Source organism: Gordonia sp. PDNC005 (genome assembly GCF_016919385.1).
Lineage (GTDB): Bacteria > Actinomycetota > Actinomycetes > Mycobacteriales > Mycobacteriaceae > Gordonia.
This window is the reverse complement of record NZ_CP070351.1, coordinates 3,543,774-3,557,136: the sequence shown is the minus strand read 5'-3', so window position 1 is coordinate 3,557,136 and position 13,363 is coordinate 3,543,774. Positions and strand designations below refer to the sequence as shown.

General features: G+C 66.6%; 17 protein-coding genes and 1 tRNA gene. 14 read left to right on the top strand and 4 right to left on the bottom strand.

Annotated features, from left to right (window positions below; translation table 11 throughout):
• Nucleotides 1–17: 17 nt before the first annotated feature.
• Both JVX90_RS17165 and JVX90_RS17160 read left to right on the top strand, forming a co-directional pair.
• A complete protein-coding gene (locus JVX90_RS17165) occupies nucleotides 18–704 on the top strand; it encodes a hypothetical protein (RefSeq protein ID WP_205329885.1) in 687 nt (228 codons plus the stop codon).
• A gap of 16 nt (nucleotides 705–720) precedes the next feature.
• Nucleotides 721–1,314 carry a putative glycolipid-binding domain-containing protein gene (locus tag JVX90_RS17160; RefSeq protein WP_205329884.1) on the top strand — a complete coding sequence of 198 codons (594 nt, stop codon included), beginning with the start codon at nucleotides 721–723 and terminating at the stop codon, nucleotides 1,312–1,314.
• 18 nt (nucleotides 1,315–1,332) lie between these two features.
• Here the strand turns inward: JVX90_RS17160 and JVX90_RS17155 are convergent, their stop codons facing one another.
• Nucleotides 1,333–2,286 carry a prephenate dehydrogenase gene (locus JVX90_RS17155; RefSeq protein ID WP_205329883.1) on the bottom strand — a complete coding sequence of 318 codons (954 nt, stop codon included), beginning with the start codon at nucleotides 2,284–2,286 and terminating at the stop codon, nucleotides 1,333–1,335.
• Between the two features lie 71 nt (nucleotides 2,287–2,357).
• Here JVX90_RS17155 and JVX90_RS17150 point away from each other — a divergent pair, with 71 nt between their 5' ends.
• From JVX90_RS17150 to JVX90_RS17125, 6 genes are all read left to right on the top strand, one after another.
• A complete protein-coding gene (locus JVX90_RS17150) occupies nucleotides 2,358–2,879 on the top strand; it encodes a tRNA adenosine deaminase-associated protein (RefSeq protein WP_205329882.1) in 522 nt (173 codons plus the stop codon).
• 8 nt (nucleotides 2,880–2,887) lie between these two features.
• Nucleotides 2,888–3,364: a nucleoside deaminase gene (locus tag JVX90_RS17145; RefSeq protein WP_205329881.1), complete on the top strand. Its 477-nt coding sequence runs from the start codon at nucleotides 2,888–2,890 to the stop codon at nucleotides 3,362–3,364.
• 59 nt (nucleotides 3,365–3,423) lie between these two features.
• The gene (locus JVX90_RS17140; RefSeq protein ID WP_205329880.1) at nucleotides 3,424–3,798 is read left to right on the top strand and encodes a mannosyltransferase; all 375 of its coding nucleotides are present in this window, start codon (nucleotides 3,424–3,426) and stop codon (nucleotides 3,796–3,798) included.
• Nucleotides 3,799–3,869: 71 nt separating this feature from the next.
• A tRNA-Ser gene (locus JVX90_RS17135) sits at nucleotides 3,870–3,957 on the top strand.
• Between the two features lie 62 nt (nucleotides 3,958–4,019).
• Complete coding sequence (locus tag JVX90_RS17130) at nucleotides 4,020–4,295, top strand: hypothetical protein (protein WP_205329879.1); 276 nt, start codon at nucleotides 4,020–4,022, stop codon at nucleotides 4,293–4,295.
• Nucleotides 4,296–4,335: 40 nt separating this feature from the next.
• A complete protein-coding gene (locus JVX90_RS17125; protein WP_205329878.1) occupies nucleotides 4,336–4,659 on the top strand; it encodes a hypothetical protein in 324 nt (107 codons plus the stop codon).
• A 67-nt stretch (nucleotides 4,660–4,726) separates the two neighbouring features.
• On the opposite strand, the gene JVX90_RS17120 is transcribed toward JVX90_RS17125, so the two are convergent.
• Nucleotides 4,727–5,800 (bottom strand): D-alanine--D-alanine ligase family protein, encoded by a 1,074-nt coding sequence (locus JVX90_RS17120; RefSeq protein WP_205329877.1) that lies wholly within the window; start codon nucleotides 5,798–5,800, stop codon nucleotides 4,727–4,729.
• Nucleotides 5,801–5,839: 39 nt separating this feature from the next.
• Here JVX90_RS17120 and murF point away from each other — a divergent pair, with 39 nt between their 5' ends.
• A complete protein-coding gene (gene murF / locus JVX90_RS17115; protein ID WP_205329876.1) occupies nucleotides 5,840–7,159 on the top strand; it encodes a UDP-N-acetylmuramoyl-tripeptide--D-alanyl-D-alanine ligase in 1,320 nt (439 codons plus the stop codon).
• Nucleotides 7,160–7,169: 10 nt separating this feature from the next.
• Here murF and JVX90_RS17110 read toward each other — a convergent pair whose 3' ends face one another.
• Nucleotides 7,170–7,619, bottom strand: coding sequence for a hypothetical protein (locus JVX90_RS17110; protein WP_240193938.1), 450 nt, complete (start codon nucleotides 7,617–7,619; stop codon nucleotides 7,170–7,172).
• Between JVX90_RS17110 and tgt the strand changes: the two genes are divergently transcribed.
• From tgt to JVX90_RS17090, 4 genes are read left to right on the top strand one after another with little or no spacing between them, the layout of a single operon-like run.
• On the top strand, nucleotides 7,618–8,904 hold the full coding sequence (tgt, locus tag JVX90_RS17105; protein WP_205329875.1) for a tRNA guanosine(34) transglycosylase Tgt: 1,287 nt from the start codon (nucleotides 7,618–7,620) through the stop codon (nucleotides 8,902–8,904). The genes JVX90_RS17110 and tgt overlap by 2 nt on opposite strands.
• Nucleotides 8,897–9,982, top strand: coding sequence for an alanine racemase (locus tag JVX90_RS17100; protein WP_205329874.1), 1,086 nt, complete (start codon nucleotides 8,897–8,899; stop codon nucleotides 9,980–9,982). Before tgt ends, JVX90_RS17100 begins: the two co-directional genes overlap by 8 nt.
• 11 nt (nucleotides 9,983–9,993) lie before the next feature.
• Nucleotides 9,994–10,431, top strand: coding sequence for an AraC family transcriptional regulator (locus tag JVX90_RS17095; RefSeq protein ID WP_205329873.1), 438 nt, complete (start codon nucleotides 9,994–9,996; stop codon nucleotides 10,429–10,431).
• A gap of 16 nt (nucleotides 10,432–10,447) precedes the next feature.
• Nucleotides 10,448–10,855 (top strand): VOC family protein, encoded by a 408-nt coding sequence (locus tag JVX90_RS17090; RefSeq protein WP_205332473.1) that lies wholly within the window; start codon nucleotides 10,448–10,450, stop codon nucleotides 10,853–10,855.
• A gap of 62 nt (nucleotides 10,856–10,917) precedes the next feature.
• Here JVX90_RS17090 and JVX90_RS17085 read toward each other — a convergent pair whose 3' ends face one another.
• Nucleotides 10,918–11,622, bottom strand: a complete 705-nt coding sequence (locus tag JVX90_RS17085; RefSeq protein ID WP_205329872.1) for an LpqN/LpqT family lipoprotein — start codon at nucleotides 11,620–11,622, stop codon at nucleotides 10,918–10,920.
• 229 nt (nucleotides 11,623–11,851) lie between these two features.
• On the opposite strand from JVX90_RS17085, the gene JVX90_RS17080 reads away from it, so the two are divergent.
• Nucleotides 11,852–13,360: an HNH endonuclease signature motif containing protein gene (locus JVX90_RS17080; protein ID WP_205329871.1), complete on the top strand. Its 1,509-nt coding sequence runs from the start codon at nucleotides 11,852–11,854 to the stop codon at nucleotides 13,358–13,360.
• Nucleotides 13,361–13,363: the final 3 nt, after the last annotated feature.

Sequence of the window (13,363 nt, the reverse complement as noted above, 5' to 3'; positions counted from 1 at the left end):
CGCGTAGGGTGGCAAGCGTGGAATCGGGACAGTGGAACGGACGGCCTGGGTACCGGCCGCCGATGGCCGCGGGGCAGCAGTACCCGCCTCTCGGATACGCCCCGGACGGCGGTGCACGTTACGCCTACACCCCCGAGCCGGGCGCAGAGTTCCCGCAGGAGCAACCCGAGATCGTCGTCGAACCCGGACAGGTTCCGTCATCGAACACGCCGCCGTCGAACAGTCCGGTGCGGCTCGCGTGGGGCGTCGTGTCTGTTGTCGTTCTGGTGCTCGTCGTGGTCGGGGGTCTGAAACTGATGTCGGGCGGCGGTTCGGACGATCCGCCGTCTCGTGCCGAACCTCCTGCTTCACAGAACATCGACGACCCGTATCTGCCGAAATCGATCACTCCGACCGAGACGGTGCCTGGTGAAAGCCGGACCCCGTCGCCGAGGAACAGTCTTGAGGCGCTCCTCTCGGTGGACGCGGCTCCGGGCTCGACGGTCATCTATTTCAACGATGGTCGTGTGCAGTTGGACTTCATGGACTCGAGCCATTGGGAGCAGAAGGTAGTCACGACGCCGGGGCTGCTCAGGATCAATGTGGTGGCGCGCGCAGGCGCTGCAGCGTCGTGCACGATCACGGTCGACGGTGCACCCGTCGCGCACGAAGAGATACCCGAAGGCGACCCGTCCGGCGCTGTAGTCTGCCGTGCGGCCGGGTGAAAGCTAACGTAGAGGCGTGACTTCCTCCGAAGCGGCTGCCGACACCGGAGCCAAGACGATGTTCACCTGGCGTAGTCCCGACGGGGGCAGGCTCGAACAGGTGCGACTCAAGACCGGCGGCGGCCGGCTCCGCGCATACGGCCGCATCATCTGCGCCGCGAGTGCCGACGTCGAGGCCTACTCGGCGTCGTATGAGCTGGTGACCAACGACATCGGAGTGGCGCGCCGACTGTCGGTCCGCGTGATCCGAGCAGGCGGCGAAGGGCAGCTCGACCTCAGCCGCGACATGGACGGCAAATGGATGGTGCAGACCGCCGACACGACCGTGCAGAGTGAATTCGGTGGAGCCGAAGCGGTGGACGTCGTCGGCTCCCCATTCTTCAAGACGCTGCCGATCAATCGCCACAAGATCGTCGAAGGTGGCAACGCGACCGGCGTGCACCTGGTCAGCCTGAAGCTGCCGACATTCAACATCGAACCGGCCCAGGCCGACTACACGGTTGCCGACGGTCGACTAACGGTCGTCACGAACGGTTTGACCAGCGAACTCACCATCGACGGTCAGGGTGTGGTCCTCGACTACGTTGGGAACGCCACCCGGATCGTCTAGGTCTGAACCCGTCTGGGCTCAACTCAGCCAGACCCGTCCCAGGTGTGCCTGACGCCGCAGTTCCTGCTGCCAGCCGTCGTCGCCGACTGTCACATCGGTGATCGGCTGCAGTTCGCCGCCCGCGATCGCGTCGTACCGCTGCCGCGCTCGGTGACCCGCCTCGACGAGTGCTGCCACGTCGCCGTGGTCGCGGAGACGGTCACGCGCCGCTACGAGTAGGTCGATCGTCTCGCTGAGGGTGTTGAGCAGGGCCACCGCGTTGGCTTCGAGCATCGCGCGCTGGAGGTCGGGTGCGGTCCCCGCCACTCGCGTTCCGTCGCGGAAACTGCCCGCCGCGAGTCGCAAGGACAGTGAGCTCTCGCCGGCGCCGACAGCCGCGGTGACAGCCGCGGTGAGGTGCGGATTGTGCGAGATCGCCGCCGCCGCACGGTCATGGGCGTCGTTCGCCGCGGGGACGACATTCGATCCGACCGCCCGGGCCATCGCAGCCACGGCGAGCCAGTCGTCCGCGGGAGTGTCGTCGTGTGTTGTCACCATCCACATCGCACCCTCGAACAGCGAGGGATCGGTGGCGCCCCACCCCGAGTACGCGGTTCCGGCCATCGGATGCCCGCCGACGTAGCGTCCCGCCGGGTGATGCCGCGCGACGATCCGTGCGACTTCCTCCTTCACGCTCACCACGTCGGTCAGCAGGCATTCCGGGGCGTGTTCGACGACGGCGTCGACGATGGGGCCGAGAGTCGTCACGGGTGTCGCCAGAACGATCAGCGCGTCGAGTTCAGCGGCCCTCGCGAGCGTCGCCACCAGATCGGACGAAGCGTCGTAGCCGCCTGCGCTCGCGGCATCAACTGTCGCCTGAGAGCGGTTGTAACCGAACGCGACGGTCTGGTCGGCAGCCAGCCTGCGGAGCAGGGAGCCGCCGATCAGTCCGAGACCGAGAATGCAGACGGGACGCGGCAATGCAGTAGACACGCCTTCAAGCCTGGCATACCCAGGCCGAATCCGACTTGGGAGAGTGTCGAAAAGCGGCTACGGTGGCGGACATGGCGAAGCCTGTCGCGAAGAGCGATTACTCCGACGTCGACGGTTTCGCAGTGGCCGTTGCACTCAGTGAGTCCGGTTGGAAGGTCACGGCACTCAAACCGTCTGCGCTCGACAGCCTCGACGACGCCGAACTCCAACTACGGGAGCTGCGGGTGACGGGTGCCGTCTTCGGCCTTTTGGACGTCGACGACGAGTTCTTCATCATCGTCCGGCCCTCCCCGTCCGGTGCACGCCTACTCATCTCCGACGCGACGGCGTCCGTCGACTACGACATCGCCGTCGACGTCCTCGATGTCCTCAACATCGACGTTCCGGATCTCGATCCCGATGAGATCGACGACGTCGACCCGTGGGAGGAGGGGGATCTCGCGATCCTCGCCGATCTCGGTCTGCCCGACGCGGTGATGAGTGTGATCGTCGGCGACACCGACCTGTACGCCGACGAGCAGATCGGCATGATCGCAGCCCGGCTCGGGTGCGCTGACGAGTTGGCGGCCGTTCTCGACGATCTCGGTCACTGACTCCGGCGATGACGCCTGATCGCGGCGCGGTGCAGCGCGACGCCGAGTGGTTGATGAGACTCGCGCTCGACGCCGCCCGTCACGCGGGCCCGGACGACGTTCCGATCGGCGCCGTGATCGTCGGGCCGGACGGCTCAGTTCTGGCATCCGCTGCGAATCGGCGGGAGGCAGACGGCGATCCGACCGCGCACGCGGAAGTGCTGGCCCTACGTGAGGCGACGAGGCGGCACGGAGACGGCTGGCGACTGGAAGGCTGCACGTTGGCTGTCACCGTCGAACCGTGCACCATGTGTGCCGGAGCGATCGGCCTCGCCAGAGTCTCTCGCGTCGTGTTCGGGGCGTGGGAACCGAAGACCGGCGCCGTCGGTTCGCTGTGGGACGTGCTGCGCGACCCCCGACTCGTTCATCGCCCGGAAGTGCTCGGTGGAGTCCTCGAAGCGGATTGTGCGGTGCTCGTCACTGACTTCTTCGCGGCCCGACGCTGAATCTGCGGCACACTGGTGGTGCGGGCGCACAGCCCACCAGGACTCCGAAAGGAAACGTCATGTCTGATCCGATGGACAAGGTCAACGAGGTCGTCGAGGTCGTCCGCGGCAAGGTCAACGAGATCGCCGAGAGTGAGCAGGTGAAGGCCGCCGTCGAGACGGCGCGCACGAAGATCGATGAGATCGCCGCCAACGAACACGTTCAAGGCGCCGTCAACACCGCGATGGGCAAGGTCAGCGAGATCGCTGCGAACGAGCACGTCCAGAACGCCGTCAACACCGCGGTGGACAAGGTCAACGAGGTCGCAGCGAACGAGCAGGTGCAGAGTGCGGTCAACACGGCTGTCACCAAGGTGACCGAGTTCGCCGACAAGCTGACCGGTGGCGGGTCAGGTGGTCCGGGCAGCGCTCCTGGAACGCCGACCGACAAGTAGTCGAATATCGCGGAAACTAGCTCTGACCAGCTGATTTCGTGCGACCGGACCTCTGCCGTATAGTTCTTCCCGGTGGCGTGTCCGAGCGGCCGAAGGTGCGACACTCGAAATGTCGTGTGTAGTAACCCTGCACCGGGGGTTCAAATCCCTCCGCCACCGCTCGAGGCCCCCGATCTGCATTGCAGGTCGGGGGCCTTTTCCAATTCCAGGGAGACGTTCCGATGACTGAGAAATACGAACGACTGCGGCTCGCCCCCGATCTGAACGTCACCCGGGATCGAGACTTCTTGATCGTGTCCACACCTCGCTGGGAGCCGGGCACCTTCGTCTACGACCTGGATTTCCTCGCGGTCAAGTCGAAGCCTGCGTCGGGCAGTGTCCGCGTGGTCCTGTCCGCGCGGGGTGCACACGTCGACTTCCAAGTGCTCCGGTTCGAGTTGGATGCTCCGATGTTCGCCGTATTCGAGGACTTTCTCGCGCGCGCCACTGCGCCCTGAGCAGAGCGACTCCTACTCGCGTTCGCCTAGCGTGTCAGTCATGACCGCCATCGCCGTGACCATCGACTCCGCACGATTCGCATCGGCGCTGTTTCGCCGTATGGCCAGTGCAGTCGTCGACATCGACGGTGCTGAGCACGTCGTCCCGTGGCGGGCGACGGCGACATTCGAGGTCGCCCCCGGCACTCATCGAGTAGCGGTCGCGTGTCGGTGGTTCGGCCGCTGGGACACGCGACGGGCGTCCAGTGTCGTCGATGTGGTCGAAGGCGTGACGAGGCCGCTGTGGATGCGGGTCGGAAACCTCAGCGGCGAACGGTTCACCATCCACGAGAATCCCCGGGGCGCCTACCTGTATGGGCAGTGACCGAGAACGTTGGCGACGACGTTCTTCCCGCTGGGGCCGGGAAAAGTCGCCAACGTTCTACGGCGGGTCAGTGGTCGGTCGAGAACGAACTACGCCGACGATGCACCTCGAGGGCGAGGGTGACGAGCCGGTCGATGAGGTCGGGGTAGGCGATGCCCGACGCCTCCCACATCTTCGGGTACATCGATGCGGGGGTGAAGCCGGGGATGGTGTTGATCTCGTTGAGAAGCCATCCGCGGCCGTCCTCTTCATAGAAGAAGTCCACCCGAGCCATGCCGGCGCAGCGCAGCGCGACGTAGGCGTCGGCCGCCAGATCGCGCACTTCGGCGATCGCGGCGTCGGACAACGGCGCCGGGATCATCAGCTCGGCAGCACCGGTGACGTACTTGTCCTCGTAGTCGTAGAAATCACTGCCCGGCTTGATCTCCCCGGGAAGCGTGGTGTCCGGCGCGGTGTTGCCGAGCACACCGACCTCGATCTCGCGCCCGGCGACGGCTTCCTCGATGACGACCACGTCGTCGTAGTGGAGAGCGAGATTGATGGCCTTGTCGAGCTCGTCGGGCGTGGTCGCGCGTGAGACGCCGACCGACGAGCCCATGTTCGCGGGCTTCACGAACACCGGGAGGCCTAGTTCTTCAACCGCCTGGTCGACGACAGTGCGGGCATCGTCCACGCCGTCGCGGAAGGTGATCCATGCGCACTGCGGAATCCCCGCTCGCGCCGCGACCTCCTTGGCCATCGCCTTGTCCATGCAGAGGGCGGACGACAGGACACCACAGCCGACGTACGGAGTCTTGAGCAGTTCGAGCATGCCCTGGACCGTGCCGTCTTCGCCGTGCGGACCGTGCAGCAGCGGGAGAACGACGGTGATCTCGGAATCGGTGCCGCGGATCACGGACAGCGGATCGACTTCGGGGCCTTCGATGTCGAGACGGTTCGGCAGCGTCTCGCCTGCAGCGAGGGCTGCGGCGGCGGCGTCGTTGCGATGCCACACGCCGGTCTTGTCGATCCCGACGGGGACGAGGACGTACTTGTCGGTGTCGGCGGCGGCCAGCACGTGGGCGGCGGTAACCCGCGACACGTCGTGCTCGGCGGACACTCCGCCGTAGAGGACGACCAAGCGCAGCAGGGGGGTGCTCATGGGTGCCAGGATACGTGTTCGCCTGTAGCGTTTCTCTTCGTGCACCTCCTCGCCAGTCAGATCGCAGCAGCCACCGCTGGAACCCTTCACGGGCCGGACGTCCAGGTCGTTTCGGCGAGTATCGACTCGCGCACTATCGCCCCCGGTCAGCTGTTCGTGCCGATCGTCGCAGCGCGTGACGGTCACGATTTCATTCCGGTCGCCGTCGACGCTGGCGCCACCGTCTACCTGACAGACCGCGCACCGGATCCCGCGGTGAGTGCAACAGCTGTGCAGGTCTCCGACACCGCAGTTGCCCTCGCAGACATCGGTCGGGCGGTCCGCGCGTCACTTCCACCGCGGGTCGTCGGTGTGACCGGGTCCGTCGGCAAGACGTCGACGAAGGATCTGCTCGCAGGTGTCCTCGCGACCACGTACCGCACGGCGGCCAGTGAGAAGTCGTTCAACAACGAACTGGGCCTGCCGCTCACGCTTCTCGGTGCGCCCGACGACACTGAGGCCGTCGTCCTCGAGATGGGCGCGCGAGGAGTCGGGCACATCGCGCTTCTTTGTGGCATCGCGTCCCCGACGGTCGGTGTCATCACCCGCGTCGAAGCCGTCCACTTGGAGATGTTCGGAACCCTCGACGACGTCGCTCAAGCCAAGGGCGAACTCGTCGAATCACTGCCCACCGACGGAATCGCAGTCCTCAACGCCGATCACGCGGTGGTCAAGGCCATGCGGTCGCGCACGCAGGCGCGGGTCCTCACGTACGGGGTCGCCGACGACGCCGACGTCCGCGCCACCGATGTGGTGCTCGACGCGCAGCTCCGACCATCGTTCACGCTGCACAGCCCTTGGGGTTCGACGCCGGTCGCGCTGCAGGCACGTGGCGAGCACCAAGTCCCGAACGCGCTGGCTGCGGCCGCCGCTGCGTGTGGGCTCGGCGTTCCGCTCGAAGCCCTGCCGTCCGGGTTGAACGATGCCGCGCTCTCCGGGCTCCGCATGGAGATGAGCACAACGGCTGCGGGCGTCACGGTGATCAACGACGCCTACAACGCGAACCCGACGTCGATGATCGCCGGTCTCTCGTCGCTGCATCGCCTCGACGCACGGCGACGTTTCGCCGTTGTCGGGACGATGGCCGAGCTCGGCGCAGACGGTCCGGCCGCCCACCGGGACGTTGCGCGCCAGGCGACGGAACTGGGGATCACCGTCATCGCCGTCGACGAACCCGCCTACGGCGACACCGGAGTGATCCACGTGGCGGACGTAGCGGGGGCCGTCGCGGCACTCGGTGACCTGTCCGAGGGCGACGCGGTCCTGGTGAAGGGCAGCCGCGTCGCTCAGCTCGAACGCGTCGCGCAGGCGCTCGCGTAGATCCAGGTGGCTACGGGACCAGGGCGAAGGCCTTGGAGTCGTAGGTGCATCGGGCGAGTTCACCGGTGACGGTGGACGGGCCGCACTCCCAGTCGCGGACCTTCTGCGTCTGACCGGTCGCGATGAGCGGGCTGTACTCCTTCGCGATGGCCTTCGCGGTCGCGCACGTCACGTCGCCCTCGACGAGATGGATCTGCAGCGCTCCGTCGGGGCCCTTCGCCGGTCCGCACGACTTCGCATCGTCCGGGGTGCTCGACTCCGGAGTGGTGGCCGTCTCCGATGTGGGCTTGCGACCTGGCACGACGGGGACACTGCGGTCGGTCGGGGGAGTGACCGCCGCGGTGGTCGACGTCGACTCGGCGCTCGGGGCAGCGGTCTCGTCACCGCATGCGGCGACGGTTCCGGCGAGCGCGAGGCCCAGGACTGCGGTTGCGGCGAGCTTCATCGTGCGAGTCATCATGGTCCCCACGGTAGCGAACCTGGAACAATGGGTCCTCGTGACCAGCAGTGAGTTCATCCGGCGTTCCACCCTCGACGGGACGGCCGGTCGTACCGGCACCATCGTCACTCCGCACGGAGAGATCCAGACGCCGGCTTTTGTGCCCGTCGGAACCAAGGCGACGGTGAAGACCGTGGTGCCCGAACAGGTGGCAGCGCTCGGGGCGCAGGCCGTGCTGGCGAACGCCTACCACCTGTACCTGCAACCCGGCTCCGACATCGTCGACGAAGCGGGTGGTCTCGGGCGCTTCATGAACTGGCCCGGACCGACGTACACCGACAGTGGCGGCTTTCAGGTGATGTCGCTCGGCGTCGGGTTCAAGAAGGTCATCTCGATGGACGCGACCGGTCCGCAGGACGACACGATCATCGCCGAGGGCAAAGAGCGCCTGGCGAACGTCGACGACGACGGCGTCACCTTCAAATCGCACATCGACGGCACCAGCCACCGGTTCACCCCGGAGGTGTCGATGCAGATCCAGCACCAGCTCGGCGCCGACATCATCTTCGCGTTCGACGAACTCACCACGCTGATGAACACCCGCGGGTACCAGGAGCAGTCGCTGGAGCGGACCCGGCAGTGGGCCATCCGCTGCCTGGCCGAGCACAACAGGCTGTCGACCGAGCGTTCACACCGCCCGCAGCAGGCGCTGTGGGGAGTGATTCAGGGTGCCCAGTACGAGGACCTGCGGCGCAAGGCCACACGCGACCTCGTGGAACTGAGTCGCATCGACCGCGACAACGGCGGCAAGGGTTTCGGCGGCTACGGCATCGGCGGCGCCCTTGAGAAAGACAACCTCGGCACCATCGTCGGGTGGGTCACCGACGAGATGCCCGACGACGCACCCCGGCACCTGCTCGGCATCAGCGAGCCGGACGACATCTTCACTGCCATCGAGAACGGCGCCGACACCTTCGACTGCGTCTCCCCGACGCGCGTCGCGCGCAACGGGGCCATCTACTCGTTCGACGGCCGCTACAACATCACGAACGCCAAGTTCAAACGCGATTTCACTCCGCTCGACGCGGAACTCGACAACTACTCCACCCAGTACACGCGGGCCTACCTGCATCACCTGTTCAAGGCGAAGGAAGGACTGGCGTCGACCTTGGCGACACTGCACAACCTGTCGTTCACCATCACGCTCGTCGACCGAGCTCGCAAGGCGATCGAGGACGGGAACTACGTCGAGTACCGCGACGAGTTCCTCGGCCGCTACTACGCGGGGACCAAGCGCAATGGGTGACATGGTCGGCACTCCGACTGTGATCGTCGACGCCGATGTCCTGGACCGGAACATCGCCGCGATGGCCGATGCGATGGCCGCCAAGGGCGTCGACCTGCGACCCCACGCCAAAACGCACAAGATCGTCGAGATCGCTCACAAGCAGATCAAGGCAGGGGCCGTCGGGCTGTCCGTCGCGACGATCGGCGAGGCGGAGGTCTTCGCCGACGCCGGGGTCGACGATCTGTTCATCGCCTACCCGCTGTGGCTCACACGGTCGTCAGCCGCGCGACTCGCAGCACTCGCGAAGCGGGTGGACATCTCATTCGGAATCGACTCCGCGCCGGCCGCGGTGACCGCGGCGCGGCTGCTCGGCGATGCCGTCTCCAGGGTCGAAGTGGTCATCGAGGTCGACAGCGGGCATCACCGCACCGGCGCGCTCGTCGACGACGTGGTCGACGTCGCGAAGGCCGCCGCCGATGCGGGCCTGCGGGTGAGCGGTGTGTTCACCTTCCCCGGCCACAGCTACGGGCCCGACGCTCAGGTGCCCGCGGCGACGCAGGAGGCGACAACTCTGCGGGATGCGGCCGACCTCCTCACCGAGGCCGGATTCCGCGTGGACGTCCGCAGTGGTGGGTCCACTCCGAGCGCGCTGCTGTCCGACGCCGACGTGCTCACCGAAGCCCGGCCGGGCGTCTACGTGTTCGGCGACGCCCAGCAGTGGGAGCTCGGGCGTATCGAACCCGACGACATCGCGCTCACCGTGCTCGCCACGGTTGTCAGCAGGCACGAGGGCCCGGCCAACCGCCGCATCGTCCTCGACTCCGGAAGCAAAGTGCTCGGCAGCGACCGTCCGGGGTGGACCACCGGGTTCGCGCGGCTGCGCGATCATCCGGACGCGCGAGTCACGGCCCTGTCGGAGCACCACGCGACGGTCGAGTTCCCCAAGCGTGCGGCGCTGCCGGCGCTCGGCTCGCGCATCCGGGTTGTCCCCAACCACGTGTGCCCGGTGTTGAACCTCGTCGACGACGTCGCGGTGGCGCGCGGCGGGCTCGTCGTCGGACGATGGACTGTCGCCGCGCGCGGCCGCAACAGCTGAGCGGGCGGGCCATGGCCGACGATCGGGACACCAGACGGCAGACTGTCGTCGCGATGCGTCGGGTTCGGGACCGGATCGACCGCGAATTCGACAAGCCGCTCAACGTGGAAGAACTCGCGAGCGGCGTGTTCATGTCGGCAGGCCACCTGAGCCGCGAGTTCAAACGTGTCTACGGGGAATCGCCGTACTCGTATCTGATGACGCGGCGGGTGGAACGTGCGATGACGTTGCTCAGGCGGGGCGACATGTCTGTGACCGAGGTCTGCTTCGCGGTCGGGTCGTCGTCGCTGGGGACGTTCAGCACCAGATTCACCGAGCTCGTCGGCGTGCCGCCGAGCGTGTATCAGCGCAACAACGGGAGCGAATGGGACGGCGTCCCCGCATGCCTCGCCAAACAGGTCGCAAGACCGGTCAGGAATCGAGAAGCGCGTCGTCCGACCGCCGAATAACGTCGACGGCATGACCATGAACGTGAAGATCCAGTACGCATTCCTCCCTCACAACGACGCCGACGAATCGCTGAAGTTCTACCGCGACATGCTCGGCTTCGAGGTCCGTAAGGACGTCGGCTACAACGACCTCCGGTGGATCACCTTGGGACCCGTCGGGCAGAGCGACGTGTCGATCGTGCTTCACCCGCCGGCCGTCGACCCCGGCATCACCGACGCCGAGCGGGCGACCATCCTCGATCTCATGGCGAAGGGGTCGTACGGCGCGGTGACTCTCGCCTCCGACGACCTCGACGCGCTGTTCGAGAAGGTCGCCGCGGCCGGAGCCGACGTGGTGCAGGAGCCGACCGACCAGAACTACGGGGTCCGCGACTGCGCGTTCCGCGACCCGTCGGGCAACCTCGTCCGCATCGACCAGCTCTGACCCTTCCAGGCCACGTACGGACCCGACACCTTCGCGGTGTCGGGTCCGTACTCGCGTGACACCTATGCGGTGATCTTGGTCTGCTCGTCGATCTGGTCCATGGCCTTCTGCAGCGCGTCGGCCTGATCCTCATTGCTGGTGGCGTTCAGCTGGAGGACGTACACGGCGTCGGCGGCCTCGATGACGACGGTCTGCTGCGCGGTGAGCACCGTCATGCCCTTGAGGGTGTACTGCCCGGCCATCTTGTACGACCCGAATCCGGACAGCGTGGACTTGTGTCCCGACCCGATCTCACTGAAGTCGTCGAGGTTGCGGAGTTCGCCCGGCGCGAGTTCGAAGAGCTTGTCCACGTCGACGGGGCCGGTCAGTTTCGAGAACAACGCCACGATGTTCGCGGTGTAGTTGGAGCCCTGAGCGCCGGAGTACTTGATCGCGCCGAGGGCGTACTCGGGCAGGTCGCTCTTCTCGACCTGTGCCCAGCCGTCGGGTGTAGGCATGTCGACGCTGGGAGCACCGTCCTCTCCCGGGGTCGCCTTCGTCTCGGTGATGCCCTGTTCTTTGATGTAGTCGGCGATCGTCGGGTTCGCACCCGTGCTGCTGGACGTCGTCGGAGCAGAGCTGGTGGTCGCCGTGGGCGTCGTCGAGTTGCTCGTGGTGGAAGCGGAGCTGCTCGACGAGTCGTCCTTGCTGCACGAGGCGACTCCTACGACAAGCGCGCAGGCCGATGCGGTGACGACGAGTCCGCGCATGAGAGTAGAGATTGTCACTTCAGTCCTCCTGGTCCAGTGATGTCCGGAAACTTCCGACGCCGCCGATGACGTCGTGAACACGCTCAGCGTAGGAGTCGTCGCTTGGAGAACAGTTGGAACGACTGGCTTTCCCCAGAATCGAACGGATTTACGAAAACGCTATGATTTGTCGCACAATAGGTTTACACTGGAGATAACAGCAAAACCGGACACTACCCAAGGCTCTCTGAAGGGGGGGGCGAACGCCATGATCGACACATTTGATCTCCCCGATTCGCCTCTCGAACTGGCTCACCTGCAGGATGAGGTGGCCGCGAAGCTCTCGTCGGTGTCGCTTACGGCGATGACCGACGACGATGTCCTGCTCGCTGCGGATGTTCTTGAGCGTTCGCACCGTCGGGCGGACGGCGTGGACGCCCGCCTCTTCGCGGAGGTCTCTACCCGCGGCGCGTACCGCAAGGCGGGAGCGCAGACGCCGGGCAAGTACCTGACTTCCGCGCTGCGCCTCGGTGTCGGGGCGAGCAAGCGCCGTCTGACTGCGGCGTTGGCGATCAGCCCGATGTACAACTTCTCCGGCGATCAGCTTGACCCGGTCTTGCCGGCCACCGCCGCCGCCGTTGCCGATGGCGACCTGTCGGTCGACCACGTCAATGAGATCGTCGCCGTGATCGAGGAGATCCCCGCCGCCATCCCGGCCGAGGACAAGGCTCGTGCCGAAGCTGAGCTCGCCGAACTGTCCCGCGACCTGACCCCGGAGGGCACCCGCGAAGTCGGACGCCGCATCCTGGCCCACCTCGACCCCGACGGCTCCCTGACTGACGACGCTGACCGCGCCCGGACCCGAGGATTCGCGATCCAACCGCAGGACAAGCGCCTGATGTCCAAGATCCGGGCACAACTGTCGCCGGCGCTTCGCGCCAAGCTCGAAGCAATCCTCACCCTCTGGGCAGAACCCGGGATGAACAACCCCGACGACCCCGAGTCACCCCGCGGCGCCGCCTACGGCGCCGACGCCGAGGCACTCTCCGCCGCCCGCGAACGGGATGTCCGGTCGCAGTCCCAGCGCAACCATGACGCACTCGAAGCAATGCTCGACCACCTCCTCGCCAACGGCGCCCTCGGCGACTCCGTCGCCCTCCCGTCGCATTTGGTGGTCACCGCATCGCTCGAAGACCTCGAAAACCGGGCAGGTGTTGCGGTCACCGCGACCGGCACGCGTCTGCCCGTGGCCGATCTGGTCGACCTCGCCGTCGACGCGACCCCGTGGCTCGAAGTGTTCGAGGGCCAGTCGTCGCAGGTTCTGTACCTGGGTCGCGGCAAGCGTCTGGCGTCGCTGGCGCAACGCCTAGCTTTGTTCGGCCGGGACCGCGGCTGCACCGCACCCGGCTGCACCACCCCGTGGTCCCGCACCCAGGCGCATCACATGCCCGACTGGCAAGACGGCGGCCCGACCGACATCGACCACCTGGGCGGTGCGTGCGGAGGACATAACCGCAGCGTCTCCACCACACCCGGCGGATGGGAGACCACCATCCTGACCTCGGGCCCGTTCAAGGGCCGGGTCGGCTGGCGACCCACCGGCTCGAACGAGCCGTGGAAGGTCAACCACTCGCTGCAGCCGGAGAAGCTCCTCCCGGCGATCCGGGCCACCCAGTCCGGATCGGCAGTGGAGAAGTGGCTCTCCTGCCGAATCCCGGCACCACCACCGGGACCACCGGCCCCACCCGGGGTCGACGTGGTGCGCAACCCCGCCTGAGCT